The following is a 20,925-nucleotide window of genomic DNA, read 5'->3' as shown; positions in this document are numbered from 1 at the left end:
GGTCGGGGTCGTTCCTTTCGTGCCGGCGGGTCTCAGCGGCTGGTGATCTTGGCCAGGTGGCGGGTGTAGAGCTCGGCCATGGACTGGCCGCCCTTGATGCGGTCCAGGGCGTCGCCGGTCTCGATGGCGTCGCGGATCACCGCGCGTTTGGGGATGGGCGGGTCCAGCAGCTGCTCCCCCAGGGCTTCTTGGAGGGTCAGGCGCCATTCGCGCCCGGCCAGGGTCGTCGGCTCCCACTTGTTGAGCAGCACCCCGCGGATCGTGAGGTCGGGGTTGTAGTGCTGCTGGACGGAGCCGATGGTGTCGCGCATCAACGCCACCCCGTCGGCGGCGAACAGGCCGGCCTCGGTGACCAGCACGGCCCCGTGGGCGGCCACCAGGGCGTTGACGGTGAGCATGCCCAGGTTCGGGGGGCAGTCGATGATGACCAGGTCGTAGCGCTCCCCCACGCCCTGAAGGGCGCGCTGGAGGGTCCGTGCGCGGTCTTCGGTGCGGGGGGCCTGGGTGAGTTCTTGTTCGATGATCGCCAGGGCCCGCCCCACGGTGGGGGCCAGGTCGACGCCGGGCCAGATGGTCGCCACGATGACATCGGCCAGGGTGACTGGGTCGTCCCCCGGTGCCTGCTGGGGGTTGATGACATCGGCCAGGCTGACCTCGTCCAGGGGCAGCCGTTCGGGGGTCAGGGCGGTGGTGAGGTTGCCCTGCGGGTCCATGTCGATGGCAAGCACGCGCTTGTCCGCGCGTTGGGCGGCGCGGATGAGGTGGTAGGCCGTGGTGGTCTTGCCCACGCCACCCTTCTGCAGCACGGTGGCAAGGATGTCCATACGGTGCCTCCTTTGAGTGTTTGCCTCAGTTTAGTAAATGGAGGCGTTAAGTAAATGGAATGCAGGGGTGTGTCGACGGGTCTCAGGCGGTGATGGAGAAGTACACGCGGTAGAGGTCGTCCCGGGCGCGGCAGGCGGTGGAAGTGACCTCGGCCAGGTGTTCCCCGTCGAGGTGGTCGGCGTTGAGGCACGCCTCGGTGGCGGCATCGGCGAGGCGCTGGGCCTTCCGCGCCAGCACCTCGAGGCGCTGGGCGTGGCGGGTGAGCCACTGGGTGCACTTTTCGCTGTCGGCGGCGGCCTGGGCGGCCGCGCGCAGCTTTTCGATCTCGGCCAGGACCTCCTGGGCGGCGCGGGCCGCTTCTTGGGCGGTCGCCCGGTGCTTGCTGGTTGGGTGTTCGGGCTGGATGGTCATGGCGTCCTCCTGGGGGGCGGGTGGACTTCACGGGGTCCGGGCGTGGGGGGTGCCGTGGATCTACGGGCGACGGGTCAGGTCAGCTGGGCGCGCTGTCGCACCAGGGCGTAGAGCTTGTCCGGGCGCAGGCCGTGCCAGTGGTCGCAGACGGTGCCGACGTCGTCGCGGACGACGGTCACGGGCACTCCCTGGTAGCCCAGGCCGCGGAGGAAGTCGGCGGCCGCGGGCAGGGAGGCGACATTGATCAGGCCGAAGGGGATGTCCTTGCGGTCCATGGCCTGGCCGGCGGCCTGGCAGTCAACACACCCGGGAAGGGTGTAGAGGGTGATGGTGGTCATGATGCCCTCCTGGGCTCAGGGGAAGAGTGGGTCTTGGACGTAGAAGGTGCGCGCCGCGACGGTGCCGTCGTCGTGGAGGTCGGCACCGATTGCGGCGGTGTCGGCATTGAGAACACCGTGGGGATAGGAGCACGTGGGCGACGTCGAAGTTTTGGGACTATCCTCGCCAACCGGTCTGACTTCGGTACTTTTACTTGTAGTTTGCTCCATTACATGAATGGAGTAAATGGCGTTAATGGATGATTTTGAGGATTTGAGAGGATGTTTGGGAATGGCCGGGCGGACAAAAGCTCCCAGCGACGACTAGTCGGCAGGGGGCGTCAGCATCAGCGTGGACACCACGCGGAAGGGTGGCCGTCTAAGAGTCCCTGCGAACGTGGAGCCGCTCGAATCCCTCGGATATGGACGCGAGCAGCTGCACGCGGGCGGCAACGTATTCCTCGCCCTTGGCTTCAACCTCTTGAGTCGCCGTGGATTGGATCATGCCGACGACTTTCATGTTGGGCTCATTCTTCGTGCAGCGACATGCTCACCCTGCTAAAGCTCCAGCAGGGCACACATGCGTCGACGCGCGCGAGGATGCCAACTCACCCCACTCTGCTGCTTCTCGTGGACCCCGGTGCCCACAGAGCGACTGAGTCGTCGACGCTCAGAGGACTGAGCGGACTCCCAAGGCTTCCATCTTCCTTGGACATCTTCACCCCTTCACGCCACACAATCGGAGGATTCACCTCCATTTATTCCAAAACGTCCTTTTATTCCACCACTGTTGTATGCCACCTCGACCGCAAGCAAGGTGCTGGTAGGGATCGCGGTCCAGTCCGGGCTCGGAGGTTCCCGCGGCTTCCCTTCGGCAATCATTTTGGAGGCCCGCCAGGGCCGAGGAAATGTGCGGCAGCCATGGTCTGCCGACACAGCCCCAAGGAGGACTGTCGCCTTGACCTAGTGGGGGAGTAGGTCAGTTCTAGTGCGGACCAGCCAAGAAGCATGTGTCTAGGAGACGGTGCGGAGTTCGTTCCAGTCGGTGGTGTAGCGCGGGGAGAGATCGGCTTGGCGGTTGGACCAGGGAGCGGGGGAGTGGGCACCGAGTCGGCCCAAGGCGAGGGTGCCGGTACCGAAGCGGCGGTTCACCGCATCGATCAGTTCCCCGATCGGGGCCGGCTGCTCGAGCACCCCGGGCAGAACCGGCACCGCGCCTTCGGGGGCGAGGTCCGTGCAGAGGATGCCAGCGCGCATGTACTGCATCCCGTGCATCAGCTTGGGCACCAGGGCCGCCCGGGCCGCGGTCACCAGGGGAGTGGGCTCGTTGGTGGGCACGGCCAGCCGCACCTGGGCGGAGACGTTGTGGGTGGGTCCGGGCCGGTGGGGGGAGGTGCTGGCGAAGACGGTGAGGCGCCCGGCGACTTCGCCTTCCTTCCGTAGCCGGCGGGAGGCGCGTTGGGCGAACTCGGCCACCGCCTGCCCCACGATTTCCGGATCCCAGATCGGGTCCGGGAAGGACCGGGAGACCAGGATCTGGGCCTTGGTCGCGACCTCGTCCTCGACGGGGATGGCGGGGAACCCGTTGAGCTCGAGCACGGTGCGCATCTGCACCACGGAGAACCTGTCCCGGATAGCCACCGGGTCGGCATCACGCAGCTGCGCGATCGTCTCGATTCCTATCGCCTCCAGGCGCTGGGTCAGCCGCCCGGCGATCCCCCAGACCTCGGTGACCGGCAGGGCCTCCATGAGCCGGTCCCAGTACCCGTCGGGGGCCTGGTCCCAGTGCACGACCCCACCGGTGGCGGGCAGCTTCTTCGCGGCCTCGGTCGCGATCTTCGCCCGCGTCTTGGAGCTGGCGATCCCGATGCTCACCGGCAGCCCGACGTTGCGGGCCACGGTGGCTTGCAACCGGCGCGCCCACCGCACCTGTTCTGCGGGTGTGCCGACGGGTGGGAGGAGGAAGCACTCGTCGATGGAGTACACCTCCTGGCCCATCGCGTGGCGGGCCAGGAGCAGCATCACCCGCTCCGACAGGTCCGCATACAACTGGTAGTTAGAGGAACGCTTTTCCAGCCGCCACCGTTTCGCGTCGGCGCGCAGCTGGAACCAGGGATCACCCATCTTGATCCCCAGAGCCTTGGCTTCGGGGGAGCGGGCGACGACACAGCCGTCGTTGTTGGAGAGCACCACCAGTGGCTTGCCGGTCAGGGAGGGCTCGAAGAGGGCCTCGCAGGAGGCGTAGAAGTTGTTCACGTCGACCAGGGCGATCACTGCAGAGCACCGTCCTAGTGCAGCTTCCGCTGGTTGATGTGGCGGATGCCGTAGACCACGACACCCCAGATGTGCAGGGTCGACAGGGAGGGGACCTCCACGTCCGGGTAGGCCGGGTTCTCCGGGTGCAGCACGACCCGGTCGGGGTGGACGTGGAGGGTCTTGATGGTGAAGTCCCCGTCGAGGACGGCGATCACCACGCTGCCGTCTTTGGGGGTCAGGGAGCGGTCCACGAGGACTTCGTCGCCGTGGTAGATCCCGATGCCTTCCATGGAGTCTCCGGTGACGCGGAGGATGAAGGTGGAGGTGACGTCTCTGATCAGGACCTCGTTGAGGTCGATCCGGCCGTCGTCGAAGCTGTCCTGGGCAGGGGAGGGGAAGCCAGCCGGGACTCGGACCAGGACCGCAGAGACCAGCACGGGGCGGTCAATAGTGAGCGGGACTGGATGTCTCATGCCGCCAGGATAGAACACATATTCTAAAGCTCAGCCCATAAACACAATAAACCCGTACACATATACGGGTTGGCTAGTGCCGATGCTGCGGATTCTCCCGGCCCGGCCGGACACGCCAAGGGGCCCGGCTACGGAGCCGAGACGGCCGCACCAGCCGCTTCGTTCTGGCCGGCGGCGATCTGGGCGGCCCAGCGTTGCCGGAACGGCCGGCGGGGGCCAGGCGCAGGGAAGGACGCTGGGGCGGCCGCGGCGGCAGCCGTCCGGGCGGCGTAGCGTTCGGCGGCCGCCCGTGCTGCCGCGCGGCGCTGGGCGGCTTCGGCGGCGACCCGCTGGTCGCGGGACCGCAGGGGTGTGCCGTCGGGGTGGGTCCAGGCGCGCATCCGGGCGCCCAGCCAGGCGGCGGGGTTGTCGATGCCCTCCACGGTGAGGAAGCCGTAGCGGGTGCCCTGAGGCGTCCAGTCCAGGGCGGTGAGCACGTCGGCGATGGTCCATCCGGCCTCGAAGAACGGCTTGCACACGCTCACGACGTGGGCGGTGGTGAGCTGGCGCAGCACGATCGCCTCGTGCTGGAGCTCCAGGGCAGCCGCCCGCTGAGTCTCCTTCCGCGCCCGACGGGTCACCCGCCTCGTCAAAGGCTCCGTCGTTGCATGACGGGGCCACAGCGGGGCTGTACGACGGCTCAGGGCGGCGACCACCTCGCGCCGCTGCGCGGCGCCCTTTCGGGTGCGTCGCGGCGCAGCCGCGTCCTTCGGGGAAAACTCTTCGCGCGCGTGCGGGGAAAGACTCTCCCACTTCGTGGGGACCGGGGTGTCAGTTAGTTCCACAGGCTCAACTGCCGGCTGGACGGTGCTGTGGATGAGTGCGTAGACGGGGGCCTCGCCCTGGGTGCGGCCGGTGGAGCGCGGGGTGCGGGCCGCGCTACGGCCGGTGGCCACCACGGCCAGCAGCCCGCAGTCGCGCAGGTGGCGGATCGCCCGCGCCACGGTGGAGCGGGAGCGGTCGATCTTGTTGGCCACCCAGTCCCAGGTCGTGCGCCAGGTGCGCGAGGCGGGGTCCTGCTGGCGGCAGATGATCTCTACCACGGCCAGCAGGTTCGCTCGGGCATCGGCACGGATCAACTCCAGGCTGGGGTGCTCCAGGACGGCCCGGCGCCAGGCGGCGGCGTGCTTGGCGAGCTGGCACCCCTTGGGCACAGCCCGCAGCACGACGGCCTTGGACTGCTCGTGCTCCACCCGCACCCGCCGGCGGCGTGAGGGGAACTCCCCAGCGGCCTCGAGAGCAGCGTCAGGGGCGGAATGTGACCGAAAATCGGCGTGACTGAGTGAAGAGGGGTCCATTTGCGGACGCGCCTCAGGTACACTAGGGGACACAACAGTCCCCTGGTATTGGATTCATGACAGGTTCCGATTCAGTTAGCTGTTGGAACGGCTGTCGCGAGTTTGGCGACCTGAGACAGCCGAATGACTTCGACGGCCCGCCCTGCCAGGCGGGTCGTCAGTCGTTTAAGCGGAATTAGCCAGCGGTAGGCGCGGCTCCTCCCTGTTGTCGAGCTTGTTGGACCTTCCAGCGTCGCGGTCGATCAAGGCACCGATGTACTCGGCCATGCTGAGCCCCGCCTGATGCGATGCTTCGATCGCCGCGCGGTGTTGTTCTGGAGACACACGCGCCATCAGGGCCACCTTGTGGCCCTGCAACTTCGGCTGCTGGTACTCGGTCATGGGTCGATCATGGCATATCGACACTGCTACCGATAGCGGTATCAGGTGTGTCTCGGTGATTTTTCATCCCTCCGGTACACGAAGCAAGCAGCGATGGCCTGAGTCATCTACGGCCGGGCGCAAAGTGTCGCGCGGCATGCATCCACCCTAATACATGTTGAACATGTTCAACATAAACATGTTCAAGTTCCGGGTAGCCTGGAGGGCATGTCTTGGCTAGGGGGAACAGTTTCCCGTTCCGACTCCGATGTGCTGGCTGAGCTGCCGGACCATCTCACCTGGGAGGGTCTTCATCTAGAGGTGCAACGTCGGCACGGCAAGCCCATCCACATCGAGCCGGCGCCGGCGTGGTTGGGTCAGGACGTCACGGGGTTGTGGTTGGAGAAGGCTGAGCAGTCCTGGATTTTCCATGCTGCCGGTGAGAGCGAGCTGCTGCGCCGGCACGTGATCCTGCACGAGTACGGACACATCCTCCTCATGCACAGTGGCTGCGAGCTGACGCTGGGGAACGCCTTCGCCCACATCGGGGGCTCCCGGCGGATCAAGACCCTTCTCGGGCGTTCCTCGACCTGGACGGCCCAGGAGATCGCGGCAGAGAACGCCGCCACGAGGTTGGCCGCCCGACTGATCCAGCAGGTGGATCCTCTGTTCGAGGCCTTCTGATGAGCCTCGGAGCGGTGTTGAGTCTGCTCAAGGCCGTGGCGTTCCTCTTCGCCGCCGTGGCAGTGGTCGTTCGTCTGCCACGGGTGGCGCGGCGACGCCGAGTGGACTTCGTTTGGGTGGGCACGGCGTTGGCGGCGCTGGCCTTCTCGGCCAATGGGGTCATGGTTTCCGAACGGACCGTGGATGCGTGGCTGGGCGGGGAGAACATCTTCCATTTGGTGCGCAACCTGCTCGCACTCAGCGCCGTATGGTGCCTGCGGTCGGCCCTCGTGCAGTCTCTGCAGCGCAGGGACTGGAGCCGGTCGCGGACATTGCGGGAGGCCGCCATAGGTAGCGCCTTGCTGCTGGGACTGACGGCAGCGTTCTTCTCGATCGACCGGGGCCCGACCTCGGGAGCGTTCATCCCGGACCACCTTGCCCAGGGCGGCACCCTGGTCTACACGCTGCTCATCATGGTGATGGGAGCCTGGAACGCTGCCGATGTTGCCCGTGTCGCCTTCCGGGAACTCACCCTGCGCCAGCACGGGCACGATCGCCTGCTGTGGCCGGGGCTGCTCGGCCTGGGCGTGGGAGGTTCTCTGCTCGTGCTCGGCTGCACGCTCGAGGCCGGCTACGCAGTCCTCGGGTATTCAGGCACGTGGGATGCTGTAGCTGTGGCCCTGCGGGCCTCGTTCGGCCCGGTCTTCCTGCCCGGGGCCGTGCTGGTGTGCTTGGCCGTGGCGTGGCTGGGTGTCTACGCCCAAGGCCGGCGCCTGAAGATGGGTCTGCGCATGGACATCCTGAGGATCGCCCCGGTGTGGGCCCAACTCGGCGCGGACCGGTGGAGCCCTGGTGGACGCCCTCCGGGCTGGTCCAGCGCTCTGTCGGCCGATCCCCAGCAGGTTCTCTACAGTGCCGTCATTGCCGTCGAAGACGCCCTGCGGGCCGAAAACGCGGGCCTGTCGGAAAAGCAACGGTGTGCCCTGCAGGCCGCCGAGAGGAGATTTGAACTCACATCATGAGCACCTCGATCGTCGTCCCCCGCTGGGAGAGAACCGCCACGGAAGCCTTCCAGCCTCCGGTGCTGCTGGCGGCACTGCTCATCGCGCTGCCCTGGGGGGCGAACCCATCTGCGGCCTCGCTGTGGTGGGGAATCAGCGCGGCCCTGATCGTGTGCGGGGTTCCGCTGGCCGTGGTCCTCATGCTGGTGCGCCGAGGGGTGCTCACCGACCACCACGTGAGCGTGAAGGAGCACCGCCGACCGGTGATGGCCGGGGTGCTGGTGCTGGTCCTCAGCTACCTCGCGGCGGCGATCCTGCTGCAGGGACCGATCGAGATCGTGGCGCTGCTCGTGGCCACGTTCCTGGCCGGACTGGTGATCGCTGTGGTGAGTCCGTGGTGGAAGATCTCCGGGCACGGCATGATGATGGGCGGAACTATTGTTGCCCTGACAACATCCTGGGGTGTTGTCGGGCTGCTGTTTGTTCCGGTGGGCCTGGCGGTGTGCTGGAGCCGCATCCGACTCCAGGACCACACCGGTCCGCAGGTGATTTCAGGCTTCATCTACGGGCTGGCCTTCCTGGGCAGCATCTACGCCTGGATCGTGACATGAGGAGAAACCACGTGGGGGACGCCAACCGGGAACGCTCAGCCCAGATCTTGGCCGACAAGATCAACCTGCTGTTGGATACCCTGCGCACCGAAGCCGGCCAGCCCTACGACTTCACCACGATCCAGCAAGGCCTCAAAGACCGCGGCGTGGCCATCTCACGGACGAAATGGCATTACCTGAAAACAGCCGACATCCGGGTGCGTCCCGACGAGAAACTGCTCCGGACGCTGGGGGAAGTGTTCGGGGTGGACCCGAGATACCTCGTGCAGGAAGATGGGCCGCTCCCTCAGCAGGTTGAGCAAGAACTCCACACGGTCCGCGCCCTCCGGCGAGCCGAGGTCCGCAACTTCGCCGCCCGGGCCCTCGGTCAGATCGATCCTGAAGGGCTTCAGGCGATCCTGGACGTCATCGAGAAGAAGGAAAGTTCCTCTCAGGACGACTCCACACAGTAGGTAAAGGAGGCTGGCCCCGCCACAACGGCAGGGCCGGCCTCCTTCGTTCATCTACCTACTCGGCGTCACCCATGTCGCGGGACTGATGGCCGACGACTTCCCACTGGCCGTCGTGCTCCTCAAGGTAGAGGGCGACCTGCCGACGACCCGTTTCGTGGACGGTGGCCCCGTCGCGGGTATTCCAGGTCCATTCCACGGTGTAGGCGCGGATGGCCTTGTCCGGAGCGACGTCCTGATTGACGTCGCCGTGGACGGGGACGATGGTGGGTGCGCTGTACCCCTGGTGCTCAGCGGCCGCGAGCCACGGGGCACCTGCTGCGTTGCGTTCGGGCTCGACCTGATGCGCGGCCCAGTCGGCGGACATCAGCGGCTTGGCCCGGACCGCGGCAGCGGTCTCGGTGCGATCGGTGGCGGTGTCCCAGAAGTGGAGCATCAGGGCGGCGACCTCGGCAGTGGAATCCACGTCGGTGCGGTCAGCGTCGTCCGGGGTGGCGAAAGTTCCCTCGCCCAGCTGTGGCGGAACGGTAGAGACAGTGGCTTCTGGGGAACTTTGCTGGGCCTTGCTGGGCGAGTCACAGGCGGCAAGCGGCAACGCGCACAGCAGCAGTGCTGCGGCGAGGCTGAGTTGATGGCGCATCATCTCGGCCACGCACCTTTCTCTTTGAGGATGGGCTCGGGGTCGAGGTTGTGCCCTTGGTAGGGGAAGACGAGGTCGGGGGCGCCGGGCTTGTAGATCTCAAAGTGCAGGTGGGTGGCCATGCCGAAGCGTCCGTGGTTGCCCTCGACGCCAATGATGTCCCCGCGTTTGAGCTTCTGGCCCTTGGTCACGTCCCAGGAGTGCAGGTGACAGAACGCGAAGCCGAAGTCGGGGTCGGACCCGTTCTCTTTGGCGATAACGCAGCCATCGGCGGCGTTGAACCCGGTGATTCGCAGGCTGGTGGGGGCAACGACGACTCCGCCGCTGCCGTTGCCGGCCCCAGGGGTGGCGATGTCCACGCCTACGTGCTGGTTGACCCAGGACGGGACACCGGCCAGGGCGCGGCCGCCGTAACCGGAGGTGAAGACACCGCCGGGCAGCGGGGTCGTCCATTGCCCGTCACCGAGGTCGCCGTCCCAGGCCCTCGCACCGGTAGGAGCCTTGCAGCCGGCGGAAAAATTGCCCTGGGCGCCGTCGAGGATTTTCTCGATGTACTGCTGGGTCTCCGGGTAGGGCGGGACGCCGTGGTGTTCCTGCACCGCACCGGGTCCGGCGTTGTAGGCGGCTAGGGTCAGGCGCACGAGCTCGTCCGGATCGTCCCCGGCGATGGGCTGAACTTGGCTTTTCAGGGCTGCTATGTAGCGGCCCAGGGCAGCGATGGCATCTTCGGGATCGAAGGGGTTGCCGCCGCGGCCGTAGGTGTTCCAGGTCGCGGGCATGAACTGGGCCAGGCCCTGGGCGCCGACGGGGCTGGTGGTGTCCGGATTCCACCCGGACTCCTGCGCCAGTTGTGCGGCGACCAGACTGGCTGGCAGTCCGGCCTGGTCGGCGGCCGCGTCCACGAGCGGCCCCCAGCCGTTGGGCACGGACACCACATTGGCCTTCTCGTTGGTGCCGACGGCGGTGGCCGTGCAGCTGGTGGACAAGCCTGCGGCGTCTTCATCCTCGGCCAGGGTGGCCACGAGCATGGTCAAAGCCATGGTCATGCCCACCGGCAGTCCAAGGAGCAGCAGGGCCGCGCCGCCGAGGGTTCGGGGGCGGGGTCCGGCCATCAGAAGCTCTGGGAGACCAGGGCTGCGGCGTGCAGCCAGGCCCGTCGGGTGGCGGGGCGCAGTTGTCGGTGGTGAATGCGGCCCTGCACCAGGTGCGGGTCGAAGGGGACGATGGCCACCTCACGCACGAACGGGGCGTACTCCTGGGCGATGGCGTGGGCCTTAGTGCTGTGCGAGGGCATCAGCTCGGAGATGACCACCACGGCATTGCGGGCCATTTCCCCGGCATGGGGGCCTCCGGCGTGCAGGGCTTTGAGGGCGTTGACTCCGCCCTGAGCCTTGTCGGACTCGGTGGTGGTGGCGATGACGATCTGGTCGGTGTGGGCGATCATGTGCGCCCAGTTCTCGCCCCGGGTGGAGTTGCCGCTGTCCATGATGACGAGCCGGTAGTACTTCTCGGCGACCCGGTGCAAGGCGTCCACCTCGGCCCCGGTGATTTCGTGGGTATTGGACGGCGATTCGTCGGAGCGCAGGACGTCGTAGGCATCCTGGGCTTGGTGGTGGACGAAGGCGGCCAGCTCGGCCGCTTTGGCTTCGGCGGTGAGGAAGTGATTGGCGTGGTGGAGAAGGTCCAGTGCGGTGGAGTCGTGGCCGGCGCCATCGGTGCGCCAGCCCAGGGAACCCATGGCTTCGTTGTTGTCCCAGGCGAGCACTCCGGCCCCGCCGTGGCGGGCGAACTGGGCGGCGAGCAGTGCAACGGTGGGGGTCTTGTTGGCACCGCCCTTCTGGTTGACGACCGCGATGGTGCGGGAGCCGATCCAGTGCCGTGAGACCGCGGCCAGGTCTTCTCGTTCGGCTACTTCCCCAGGCCCGGGGGGCAGGTGCATCCCGATGCGGTTGAGCATTCCGCGCCAGCCGTGGGTGGCTGGTGCGTCGGCCAGGGAGCTGTCGGTGGCGATGAAACTGGGGGCGGAGTCGATGTCCCAGACTGTCGTGTCCGATGGTTGCAGCGCCGGGGCGCTGGAGGGCGTTGACTTTGCCTGCATGGGACGGGGCTGTGACGCGTTCTCGAGAGTCGGCGTGACGATGGTGGAAGGCATCGGCTCGGCTTCCTCAAAAGAGGAACTTTCGGGCTCGGTCAGCAGTGGCTCCGGGGCCGACTCGGCGGGCACGAGATCATCGAGGCTGACCGCACGGCTGCCTCGACGCCCGGCCCGAGGTAGGGGAGTGGCCGTCCTGTCGGTGGAGACCTCCCCTTCAGGCCCAACGACCAGGTAGGTCTCCAGTTCGCTGTCCGAAGACGGGTCGATGGCTACGACTTTGACGGGCCGACTCAAGATACGCGCGGTCTCGGTTAGCTGGGCAATGGCGTCGTCCATCGAATTCAGGGGGGTCACCACACCGTCGATGGAGACTTCAACGGTGTCGTCGTCGGTGATCGTTGCGGTGCATCGCGGACGGTCGAGCGCCTGCGCCATGGGGATGCCTTTCGTATCAGTCGGTATCCCCCACTCCGAAGTTGGGCTGCTGAGAGACGTTGTAGTGAGCACGCAGGTGCTCTTTCACGTCGTCCCGGAGGATGATCCAGTGCGAGCCCAGCTGTATGGCTGGCACCCGCCCATCCCTCAGCCACCGGTAGGTCACCGTGGTGCTGGACAGCCCCAGAACCTCGGTCAGCTGGGCCACGGTGAGTCGCTCGGGCAGCCCGTTGAAGAGTCTGTCCAGCGACTCAGTCATGGAGAGCGCTCCGGCGATCACGGCGGCTCCGGTAGATCAGAGTGGGAAAAAGTTGCTTACGGTTGCACACCATAGCTCGAAACCGCCTATAGTTGAACATGTTCAATTCGTTTCCGTGGGTGACCCACGGGGATGCACCTCGGTGCATTGGATTCAACTTAGGAGCCTAGATGGGCAATCGGTGGACGGGGTTCGTCGGACCCGGCACGGGGACCCAGACGGTCTCGCTCCTGGAGGAGATTCATCCTGAGCCGCCCCCGGTGCTTTGTGGGGCGCAGGCGCCCCAGCAGGGGGTTTCCGCACCGGACGGCGACCGACGGCTCGAACGGTTCTCCACGTCCTCTGCTGGTCCGTACTGGTTAGGCGCCCATGGCGGAGCGGGAGAGACCACCTTCCGGGAGCTGCTGGGCGGTGTCGAATGCCGTCACCGTTGGCCTTCTCCCACCCCAGAGGCACCGTCTCCTGTCGTTGTCCTCCTCGCCCGACAGACGCATGGCGGGTTGGAAGCAGCTCGACGTGCCGCCCAGGACTGGGCCTCCGGCCAACACCCGGAGGTAGTGCTCGCGGGGTTGGTGATCGTGGCCGGCACCCCGGGCAAGACCCCGAAACCCCTGGCAGCAGCGACCCGCGTGATTTCCGGTGGTGTCCCCTCCACCTGGGTGGTGCCGTGGATCGAAGAACTCCGACTCACCGGAGCCACGGACTGGGAGTCCATGGCCCGTGAGCCGAGGAAAGTCCTCACCGCCCTCGGTGAGGCAGTCGATGAACTCATCTCCGAGAGGACCCCCCAATGATCGACCTCGTACTTGCCACCCAGGACACCGTGCTGGCGCTGCCGGCCAACCTGCCCGACTCCAGCCCCCTGGCCCCTCCCGGCATCGGCGACACCTGGAACCGCATGGTTGGTGTCGGCAAATGGATCGCCCTGGGCATTGCTGTGCTGGGCCTGCTGGTGGTTGGCGGAAAGATGGCCTTCGACGCCCGCCGTGGAGAGACCACTGAAGAAGTATCCGGGATCATCAAGATCGTCCTGGCCGTGGCTCTGATCTCCGGTGGAGCCTCGATCCTGACCTTCATCGCCGGGGCATAACCACCACCAGACGCAGCCCCCCACACACGAGGAGCAACACGTGACAGACCACATCGAGACCGACGACAACAGCACATGGTGGAAGACCCCCCGCTTCCTCATCTCAGCCGTTCTCGTCGCGATGCTGATCGTGCTGGGCGTGGTCCTGTGGCTGTGGCCCGACGGAGAAGAGCCCACCCAAGCCGCTCCGGCGCCAGCCACCACCGCCGAACCGGTGACGGGCGAAGAATCGGAGTGTGGTTTGGACGCCACCAGCGGCACCACTCTCACGAAAGCGCCGGAGGACGTCGAGTGGACCGCTCTCGGGGCGATCTACGCACCGTCCTCTGAGGAGCACGGACCGGGCACCGTGGACGAGTCGACGGGTGTGCGCTCCTGCTACTCCCACACTCCTGAAGGGGCATTGCTGACGACGGCGAACATGCTGGCCTCGAGCAACGATCCCCAGCTTCTGCTGGACACCCTCAAGGAGCTTGCCGTTGAGGGCCCCGGTAAGGACATCGCCGTGGGACAAGTCCAGCAGCGGGTCTCCGCAGGGGATGCTTCCACGGTCCCGGTCGAGGTTGCCGGCTTCCGACTGCTTTCGTACACGGGCGAGCGAGCCACGGTCGAGGTCGTACTGGCAGGAGACGACGGGACCGAGAAGACATACATCACCAGTAGCGCAGACCTCATGTGGCAAGACGGCGATTGGCGCTTCGCCCTGCAGGACAACGGCGACACAGGCCCCGTCTCCGGCCAGGTGTCAGACCTGAACAGGTACATCGAGTGGGGACCCCACGATGGCTGAGGAAGAGAAGTGCTTCGCACTCGATGGCTTCTGCAAGGTCAAGGAAGGAGTCAGCGACGCACTCACCGGAGCGGCCGGTGATGCGCTGGATCAGATCGCCGACGGTGTAACCGCTGCCGTGGTCGACACGATCGCCTCCCTGGGGTCAATGTGGACTCGGATCGGCAGCGCTAACCTCACCAGCAACAGTGCACCCGCCTCCCAGGCTCCGGCGCGTGGGGAGTTCAACGCCTACATCGACCTGTTGCTGAGCTACGCGAGCTGGATCGGGCTGGGGGTGTGCGTGTTCGGGGTGCTGTTCCTGGGCATCGTGTTGGCCACCAACGCCCGCCGGGGCGACGGGGCCGGCCTGGTCAACACCGCCACCCTCCTGGCCTCCGGGGCGGCACTGATCGGTGGGGCCACCAGCCTGATCGGCTTCCTCGTCCCCGCCCGAGCGAGGAACCTGTCCGGGTCGGTGGGCTTCATCCAGGACCAGACCTTCTACCTCACCCTGGCCGTGGCAGCGCTGAGCGTGATGATCGCCGGGGCCCAGATGGCCTGGACCCAGCGCGCTGAACCGGCCCGGGACCTGCTGAAGAATCTGCTCACCCTGGCCGTGGTGACCGCCTCGGGGGTGACGATCCTCAACGTCTTGGTGGCCGGCACCGACGCCTTGGCCGTGCAGATCATCGACTCCGCCATCGGGGAGGACTTCCAGACCGACGTGCTCAAGCTCCTGGCTCTGGACAACGCCACCAGCGCCGGGGCGGCGGATCCGGTGTGGTTGGGCGGCAACGTCATCCTGATCATCGTCGGTGGGGTCGTGGCGATCATCGTGAACATCATCCAGTTGATGCTGATGGTGCTGCGCACCGGGATGCTGTTTTTGATGGCCGGGATCCTCCCCTTATCCGCTGCGTTTCTGAACACCGAGACGGGGAAGAACTTCTTCCAGAAGGTCATCGCCTGGACCCTGGCCTTCGCCTTCTACAAACCGGCTGCGGCCCTGATCTACGGGCTGGCGATCAAGATGTCCACCACCGGGGTGTGGGAGGACGCCGGCAGCGGGCTGATCCAGTTCGCCGCCGGACTGATGATGATCGTCGCCTCCGTGTTCGCCCTGCCCGTGCTCATCGGGTTCCTCAGCCCCGTGCTGGGCTCGATGTCCTCCTCCGGCGGTAGCAGCGGCGGGGCGCTGGGCATCGCGGCGATGGGCGCGGCGATCCCGCAGGGAGCCTCCCACCTGGCCCGCTCGGGACGCGGGTTCGGCTCTGATTCATCCTCCGCATCGCCGTCGCAGCCCTCCGTCTCCTCGAAGGGCGGGCCGGGTTCCGCACCTGCCGGTCTGTCCTCACCTGCCGCTGGGGCCAGCGGCGCTACTGGGGCCAGTGCCACGGGCACGGCGGGCACCGCTGGTACTGCGGCGGCGGGGGCAGCAGCTGCACCGGTGGCTGCGGGCATGGCGGCCGCCAACGCCGTGCAGAAGACCGGGGAAGTCGTCTCCCAGGCCACCGAGTCCAGCGCAAAGGCTGGCACCTCCAGCACCGGCGGTAGCACCGGAGGCACTGGAGTGGCGGGCGCGTCCTCGACAGGTACCCCTGGCCAGGACGGTGCGCAGAAGTCCTCTGCGGGGACCGGGGCGCAACCGGCCCCCGGCACCGAGGCGGTCGGGGCAGCACCGTCCACCGGGGCTCGTCCCACGCCGGGGTCCGGTGCTGGTGCAGCACCGCCGCGCTCTGGGGCACGACCCACGGGACCCACCGGCCCAAGACAGGCGGCGAAGGCCGTCCAGCAACAGGCACGTGCGTTCAAGGCGCAGATCGCCAACGAGACCGGAAACGAGGGCCGCCCTGATGGCGCAGACCGAAGCTAAAACCGAGAACCGTCCGCGGGTGTACGGCAACTTCCGCACCCCCACTTCCAAGGGTCTGGCCGGGCTCTCGACCGCCGGGACCGTGTTGCTGATCGGTGGGGTGGTCGGCGGGATCCTGCTGATGATGCTCAACCTGTGGCTGGTAGCCCTGGCCTTCGAAGCGGTGATCCTGACCTTGATCGCGCTCTCGATGCAGAAGAACAAGCACGGGCGCACCCTGATCGAGCGCATCGTCCGGCGCGCCGGGTGGGCCAACGCCGTCTACGCCGGGGCCAACGTCTACCGTGCCGGCCCGATCAGCCGGGTGCCGGAGGGCACGACGAAGCTGCCCGGGGTCTCGGCACGGTCCAGGATCACCGAGCACGTCGACGGCTACGGCCGCCCCTTCGCCTTGGTCGAGGTCCCGCAGAAGCACCACTACACCGTGGTGTTCTCCTCCGAGCCCGACGGCGGGGGCATGGTCGATCAGGAGCACATCAACCGGTGGGTGGACCGCTGGGCGCACTGGCTGGGCATGCTCACCGACGAACCGGGGCTGACGGCGGCTTCGGTGACGATCGAGACCGCCCCGGACTCCGGGTACCGGCTGGCGCGGAAGATCGAGGCCCGCATGAGCCCCGACGCCCCGGCCTTCGCCCGCGACGTGATCAACGAGACCGTGCAGATGCTGCCCACCGGGGCCACCGTCACCCGGGCCTACATCGCAGTGACCTTCAAAGCCTCCGTGCGGGCCGGCGGCCGCATCCGCAACGCTCAAGAGGTCGCCGATGACCTGGCGGCGCGGTTGCCCAACCTCACCCTGTCGCTGAACGACACCGGGGCGGGTGTGGCCGCTCCGCTCACGGCCCAGCAGCTGTGCGAGGTCATCCGGGTGGCCTACGACCCGGCCGAGGCAATCCTCTTCGACCGGGCCCACGCTCAGGGGGTGGCCCCGGAACTGGACTGGAGTGAGGTCGGCCCGCAGGCCGCCGACACCTTCTGGGACTGCTACCACCACAACAACTCCTGGTCGAAGTCCTGGGCAATGTCCGTGCCCCCGCGCTCCACCGTTCAGGCCAACGTGCTGCAGGGGTTGATTGCCCCGAACCCGGAGCTGGTGCGCAAGCGCGTCACCCTGCTCTACAGCCCCATCGACCCCGCCCGGGCCGCGCAGATGGTGGAGAACGACATCAACACCGCCACCTTCAACGCCTCCTCCCGCAACCGCGCCACCGCACGGGACACCCGCGAAACCCGCGCCGCCCAGGCCACCGCCGCTGAGGAGGCCGACGGAGCCGGGCTGCTGAACTTCGGGCTCGTCGTCACCGCCACAGTCCGTTCCAAAGGCGAGCTGGATGAGGCCGAAGCCATCATCGAGAACCTCGGCACGTCGGCGAGGATCCGCCTGGAGGAGGCCTACGGGGCCCAGGACTCCACCTTCGCCGCCGGCCTCCCGCTGGGCGTGGTGATCCCGGACCACCTGGCCCTGCCTTCGACCGTGAGGAACGCCCTGTGATGAAGCAGAAGCAGCGAGACCAGATCATCCTCCCGGCCAGCCGGGGCAACGCTTCGACCACCGTGCTGGACCGGGCCTTCGCCCGGGTGAAGGGCGGCAAGGTGTTCGCCAGACCGAAGCGCACTGGCAGCACCTCTGTCACTGCCAAAGCGCTGAGTCGTCCGGGCCCGCGGGGACACAAGGGCCGGGGACTGGGCGAGGCGCAGCTGCTGCACCCGATCCGGGAAATGCGCGGCACCAACTACCAGGTGTGCGGACTGCTCCCCTTCCCCATGGGCGGGGGTTCCCCCCTCGAAGGAGTCCCTCTGGGGCGGAACCTGCTCTCGGGGGAGCCGGTGTGCTGTGACCCGATCTCCTGGTTCTTGAAGCTGCGGGTGATCTCCAACCCCTCGGCCTTCGTGATGGCCAACCCCGGGCTGGGCAAGTCTTCGCTGCTGCGCCGCATGGCGATCGGGCTGGCCGCCTTCGGGGTGTGGCCGATGGTCCTCGGAGACATCAAGGGCGAACACGTCGCCATGATCGAAGCCCTCGGCGGGGCCGTGTTGCCGCTGGGCCGCGGGGTGGGGCACATCAACCCGCTCGATGACTGCGGAGCCGTGGCGGCCGCCAAACTGCTCTCACCCGCCAGAGCCGAGGAACTGCTGGATGAGCTGCATTCGCGGCGCCGGTCGCTGATCGCCTCGTTGATTGCGATCCTGCGCAAGAAGCCGCTGGACGAGCGGGAGGAGTCGATCCTGGACCGGTGCCTCACCGTCCTCGAGGCCCGCCATGCTGAGTCGGGCACGGTGCCGGTGATGGCGGATCTGCGACAGGTGCTCAAGGACAAACCGGTCGAGGTGCGCGAGGTCGCCCTGGACCGGGGCAATGATGAGCGCTACGAGGACATCACCGAGGGGCTGGAGTCCTCGCTGAACTCCCTGTGCGGTTCCGGGGCCTTCGGGCAGATGTTCGCCCACCCCTCCACCAACCGGATCGACGCCTCCCGGCCGATGGTCTTCGACCTCTCCCGGATCTCCCAAACCGAGTCCGACCTGCGGGCCGCAACTCTGATGGCGTGCTGGTCGGCCGGGTTTGGGACCGTGACCACCTCGAACATGCTCGCTGATGACGGGGTGATCGAACGCCAGCGGTTCCTGGTGATCCTCGATGAGCTGTGGAACACCCTGGCGGCCGGGCCCGGCATCGTCGACCAGGTCAATGCCCTGACCCGCTTGAACCGGGAATGGGGGGTGGGCCAGATCATGGCCTCCCACACCCCCTCCGACCTCATGGCCGTCCGGGGAGAGGAAGACAGGGCGAAGGCCAAAGGCATCATGGACCGTTGCGGCATCAAGATCCTCGGCGGGCTGGCCAAGTCCGAGATGCCGCTGCTGACCGAATCGGTACCGCTGTCCATGCGTGAGCAGGAGCAACTGGCGATCTGGCAGGACCCGCCCGCCTGGAACCGCCGCGGCGATGAAGCCCTGGAGTACACCAACGACGATGTGTACACCCCTCGAGACGAGCTCACGGTCAACGACGCCGAGCTGCGGGCCTGGTTGGAGGACCCGGCGAACCGGGAATGGTTCTTCGATGACCGCACCACGACCCCACCGCCGGGGCAGGGGAAGTTCTTCATCAAGGTCGGCTCGAGGGCCGGGATCCCGTTCTCGATGGAGTTCACCCCCACCGAGCGTCGGTCCCAGGTCCACGACACCGAGAAGAAGTGGCATGAGGCCAAGTCCCGCGCCGCTCAGGAGAGGGGCGAACGATGAGCTCCCTGGACCGCAAGTACAAGGCCGGCGGCGGGGAAGTCGCCCTGCTGCTGACCCTGCTCCTCATTCTGGTCGGCATTCCGGCCATCCTCTACGTCCTCGCCAGCGCCGGCCACGCGTTCACCCCGCGCACCGACCCGCTGCCCACCGGCTACTGGGAACGGTCTCTGGGTGTCTTCACCGGTGACCTTCCGTGGCGCACCACCGAGATCGTCCTAGCCGCCACCCTCGGGCTGGTGGCGACGGCGCTGTTGGCGCTGTGGGGCTTCAAGCGCCACCAGAAGGCCCAGAAGATCGTCAAGCACGACCGCGCCGCACCGCGCATGGCCTCGGTGCGCGACGTCGCCCCCTTCACCGAGAAGCAGGCGCGCGCCAAAGCGGATCGCTTCGGCGTCGACACCCCGGGGGTGATGATCGGCAAGATGGTCCGGGGCGGCCACACCCTCTACGCCTCCTGGGAGGACACCCTCCTGCACATCTGGGGCACCCGCACCGGCAAGACCACCTCCCAGGCCGCCCCGTCCATCATCGAGGCCCCGGGGCCGGTGATCGCCACCTCCAACAAACGCGACCTCTCCGATCTGACCCGCGACCTCCGCGCGGAGAACGGTGACGTGTGGGTCTTCGACCCCCAGGGCGTGGCCGGGGAGGCCCCGACCTGGTGGTGGAACCCGCTGAGCTACGTCACCGACAGTGAACGGGCTGCGGAGATGGCCACGAACTTTTCCATCGGTTCCCGCCCGGCTGGGGCGAAGATGGGCGATGCGCATTTCGACTCCGCCGGCAAGGACCTGCTGGCCGGACTCCTGCTCGCCGCTGCTGTGGGTGGGGAGCCGATTGAGCGCGTGCACTACTGGCTGACCCGCTCCACCGATGACACCCCTGCCAAACTGCTCGATGAGCACGGGTGGGGCAAGGAAGCCGACTCGGTGGCCAGCACGATCCGGCAGCCCGAGAAGTACCGGGGCAGCGTCTACTCCACCGCCCTGCAGATGGCCGCGTGCCTGAAGAACGAGAAGATCGCCGCCTGGGTCAACCCCACGGGTCCCGACGATGACCGCCCGCAGTTCGAGCCGGAGGCGTTCGTGGCCGGCAAGCACACCCTCTACGCCCTCTCCAAAGAGGGTGCGGGCACCGCCGGGCCCCTGGTGACCGCTCTGACCGTGGCCACCGTGACCGCGGCCGAGGAGCACGCCGTCACCCAGGCCGGGGGCCGGCTGTCCACCCCCATGGTCTGCGTGCTCGATGAGGCCGCCAACGTGTGCCGCTGGGCGAACCTGCCCGACCTCTACAGCCACTACGGGTCCCGCGGGATCGTGGTCTCCACGTTCTTGCAGTCCTGGTCCCAGGGCGTGGACGTGTGGGGGGAGTCCGGGATGCGCAAGCTGTTCTCCACCGCCAACGTCGTCACCTACGGCGGCAACGTCAAGGAGGAGGGCTACTTGGAGATGCTTGTCGAATTGATCGGCAAGTACACCTACACCTCGGTCTCCTCCTCGAGGCAGAAGGACAGCGGGTCCACCTCCCGTCAGGACGCCACCGACGACATCTTCTCCGTCGCCGACCTCGCTGCCCTGCCCAAGGGCAGGGCGGTGATGCTCGGGTCCGGGGCTCGGGCCGTGCTGCTGCGCACCGTCCCGGTCAGTGCCCGCCCTTACGCCGACGCGGCCGCGGCCTCCGAAGCCGCACACAACGCACCCGCCGACACGCTTGCCTTAGAAGGGCATGCACCCGCGGTCCAGGCTGCTGGGCCGGGCTCGGCCGAGCCCACCGGCAACCGGTGGGCGGCTTTGGTGAAGGAGTAGACCG

The 20,925-nt window shown here is 67.2% G+C and carries 23 protein-coding genes; 11 read left to right on the top strand and 12 right to left on the bottom strand.

The genetic code is table 11. The features are described from left to right. Positions 1–32: 32 nt before the first annotated feature. From ACPYN7_RS14665 to ACPYN7_RS14630, 8 genes are all read right to left on the bottom strand, one after another. Complete coding sequence (locus tag ACPYN7_RS14665) at positions 33–824, bottom strand: ParA family protein (RefSeq protein ID WP_424348151.1); 792 nt, start codon at positions 822–824, stop codon at positions 33–35. Positions 825–906: 82 nt separating this feature from the next. After that, positions 907–1,236: a hypothetical protein gene (locus tag ACPYN7_RS14660; protein ID WP_424348150.1), complete on the bottom strand. Its 330-nt coding sequence runs from the start codon at positions 1,234–1,236 to the stop codon at positions 907–909. Between the two features lie 74 nt (positions 1,237–1,310). Then, the gene (locus ACPYN7_RS14655; RefSeq protein ID WP_424348149.1) at positions 1,311–1,574 is read right to left on the bottom strand and encodes a glutaredoxin domain-containing protein; all 264 of its coding nucleotides are present in this window, start codon (positions 1,572–1,574) and stop codon (positions 1,311–1,313) included. Positions 1,575–1,932: 358 nt separating this feature from the next. After that, positions 1,933–2,073, bottom strand: a complete 141-nt coding sequence (locus ACPYN7_RS14650) for a hypothetical protein (RefSeq protein ID WP_424348148.1) — start codon at positions 2,071–2,073, stop codon at positions 1,933–1,935. A gap of 494 nt (positions 2,074–2,567) precedes the next feature. Next, positions 2,568–3,827, bottom strand: a complete 1,260-nt coding sequence (locus tag ACPYN7_RS14645; protein ID WP_424348147.1) for a Y-family DNA polymerase — start codon at positions 3,825–3,827, stop codon at positions 2,568–2,570. 14 nt (positions 3,828–3,841) lie between these two features. After that, on the bottom strand, positions 3,842–4,282 hold the full coding sequence (locus ACPYN7_RS14640; RefSeq protein ID WP_424348146.1) for a LexA family protein: 441 nt from the start codon (positions 4,280–4,282) through the stop codon (positions 3,842–3,844). Between the two features lie 128 nt (positions 4,283–4,410). After that, a complete protein-coding gene (locus tag ACPYN7_RS14635; RefSeq protein ID WP_424348145.1) occupies positions 4,411–5,514 on the bottom strand; it encodes a hypothetical protein in 1,104 nt (367 codons plus the stop codon). A 270-nt stretch (positions 5,515–5,784) separates the two neighbouring features. Further along, entirely contained in the window at positions 5,785–6,000 is a 216-nt protein-coding gene (locus tag ACPYN7_RS14630) for a hypothetical protein (RefSeq protein WP_047802221.1), read from the bottom strand. 300 nt (positions 6,001–6,300) lie between these two features. On the opposite strand from ACPYN7_RS14630, the gene ACPYN7_RS14625 reads away from it, so the two are divergent. From ACPYN7_RS14625 to ACPYN7_RS14610, 4 genes are read left to right on the top strand one after another with little or no spacing between them, the layout of a single operon-like run. Beyond that, the gene (locus ACPYN7_RS14625; protein ID WP_424348144.1) at positions 6,301–6,663 is read left to right on the top strand and encodes a hypothetical protein; all 363 of its coding nucleotides are present in this window, start codon (positions 6,301–6,303) and stop codon (positions 6,661–6,663) included. Beyond that, entirely contained in the window at positions 6,663–7,664 is a 1,002-nt protein-coding gene (locus ACPYN7_RS14620; protein WP_424348143.1) for a hypothetical protein, read from the top strand. Before ACPYN7_RS14625 ends, ACPYN7_RS14620 begins: the two co-directional genes overlap by 1 nt. Continuing rightward, positions 7,661–8,254 (top strand): hypothetical protein, encoded by a 594-nt coding sequence (locus ACPYN7_RS14615; RefSeq protein ID WP_336650597.1) that lies wholly within the window; start codon positions 7,661–7,663, stop codon positions 8,252–8,254. Before ACPYN7_RS14620 ends, ACPYN7_RS14615 begins: the two co-directional genes overlap by 4 nt. Before the next feature lie 11 nt (positions 8,255–8,265). After that, on the top strand, positions 8,266–8,706 hold the full coding sequence (locus tag ACPYN7_RS14610; RefSeq protein WP_424348142.1) for a hypothetical protein: 441 nt from the start codon (positions 8,266–8,268) through the stop codon (positions 8,704–8,706). Between the two features lie 55 nt (positions 8,707–8,761). Here ACPYN7_RS14610 and ACPYN7_RS14605 read toward each other — a convergent pair whose 3' ends face one another. From ACPYN7_RS14605 to ACPYN7_RS14590, 4 genes are all read right to left on the bottom strand, one after another. Further along, on the bottom strand, positions 8,762–9,346 hold the full coding sequence (locus tag ACPYN7_RS14605) for a hypothetical protein (RefSeq protein ID WP_424348158.1): 585 nt from the start codon (positions 9,344–9,346) through the stop codon (positions 8,762–8,764). Then, the gene (locus ACPYN7_RS14600; RefSeq protein ID WP_424348141.1) at positions 9,343–10,389 is read right to left on the bottom strand and encodes a transglycosylase SLT domain-containing protein; all 1,047 of its coding nucleotides are present in this window, start codon (positions 10,387–10,389) and stop codon (positions 9,343–9,345) included. Before ACPYN7_RS14600 ends, ACPYN7_RS14605 begins: the two co-directional genes overlap by 4 nt. 65 nt (positions 10,390–10,454) lie before the next feature. Beyond that, positions 10,455–11,873: a chromosome partitioning protein ParA gene (locus tag ACPYN7_RS14595; RefSeq protein WP_424348140.1), complete on the bottom strand. Its 1,419-nt coding sequence runs from the start codon at positions 11,871–11,873 to the stop codon at positions 10,455–10,457. Between the two features lie 16 nt (positions 11,874–11,889). Further along, entirely contained in the window at positions 11,890–12,132 is a 243-nt protein-coding gene (locus tag ACPYN7_RS14590) for a helix-turn-helix domain-containing protein (RefSeq protein WP_424348139.1), read from the bottom strand. Between the two features lie 170 nt (positions 12,133–12,302). Here ACPYN7_RS14590 and ACPYN7_RS14585 point away from each other — a divergent pair, with 170 nt between their 5' ends. Genes ACPYN7_RS14585 through ACPYN7_RS14555 form a run of 7 tightly spaced genes read left to right on the top strand, consistent with a single transcriptional unit; the run spans position 12,303 to position 20,921 of the window. Continuing rightward, positions 12,303–12,926 carry a DUF6668 family protein gene (locus ACPYN7_RS14585; RefSeq protein WP_424348138.1) on the top strand — a complete coding sequence of 208 codons (624 nt, stop codon included), beginning with the start codon at positions 12,303–12,305 and terminating at the stop codon, positions 12,924–12,926. Next, positions 12,923–13,222 (top strand): hypothetical protein, encoded by a 300-nt coding sequence (locus tag ACPYN7_RS14580; RefSeq protein ID WP_290468098.1) that lies wholly within the window; start codon positions 12,923–12,925, stop codon positions 13,220–13,222. The genes ACPYN7_RS14585 and ACPYN7_RS14580 overlap by 4 nt, the downstream gene beginning before the upstream one ends. Before the next feature lie 40 nt (positions 13,223–13,262). After that, on the top strand, positions 13,263–14,012 hold the full coding sequence (locus tag ACPYN7_RS14575; RefSeq protein WP_424348137.1) for a hypothetical protein: 750 nt from the start codon (positions 13,263–13,265) through the stop codon (positions 14,010–14,012). Further along, entirely contained in the window at positions 14,005–15,867 is a 1,863-nt protein-coding gene (locus ACPYN7_RS14570; RefSeq protein ID WP_424348136.1) for a type IV secretion system protein, read from the top strand. Before ACPYN7_RS14575 ends, ACPYN7_RS14570 begins: the two co-directional genes overlap by 8 nt. Continuing rightward, complete coding sequence (locus ACPYN7_RS14565) at positions 15,848–17,362, top strand: SCO6880 family protein (protein WP_424348135.1); 1,515 nt, start codon at positions 15,848–15,850, stop codon at positions 17,360–17,362. The genes ACPYN7_RS14570 and ACPYN7_RS14565 overlap by 20 nt, the downstream gene beginning before the upstream one ends. Next, positions 17,362–19,116, top strand: a complete 1,755-nt coding sequence (locus ACPYN7_RS14560; RefSeq protein WP_424348157.1) for an ATP/GTP-binding protein — start codon at positions 17,362–17,364, stop codon at positions 19,114–19,116. Before ACPYN7_RS14565 ends, ACPYN7_RS14560 begins: the two co-directional genes overlap by 1 nt. Further along, positions 19,113–20,921: a type IV secretory system conjugative DNA transfer family protein gene (locus ACPYN7_RS14555; protein WP_424348134.1), complete on the top strand. Its 1,809-nt coding sequence runs from the start codon at positions 19,113–19,115 to the stop codon at positions 20,919–20,921. Before ACPYN7_RS14560 ends, ACPYN7_RS14555 begins: the two co-directional genes overlap by 4 nt. Positions 20,922–20,925: the final 4 nt, after the last annotated feature.

The sequence above is a fragment of the Kocuria sp. CH-021 genome (assembly GCF_049716185.1).
GTDB lineage: Bacteria > Actinomycetota > Actinomycetes > Actinomycetales > Micrococcaceae > Kocuria > Kocuria cellulosilytica.
Note: the sequence above shows the minus strand (reverse complement) of the source record. Positions and strands in the feature narration are given on the sequence as shown.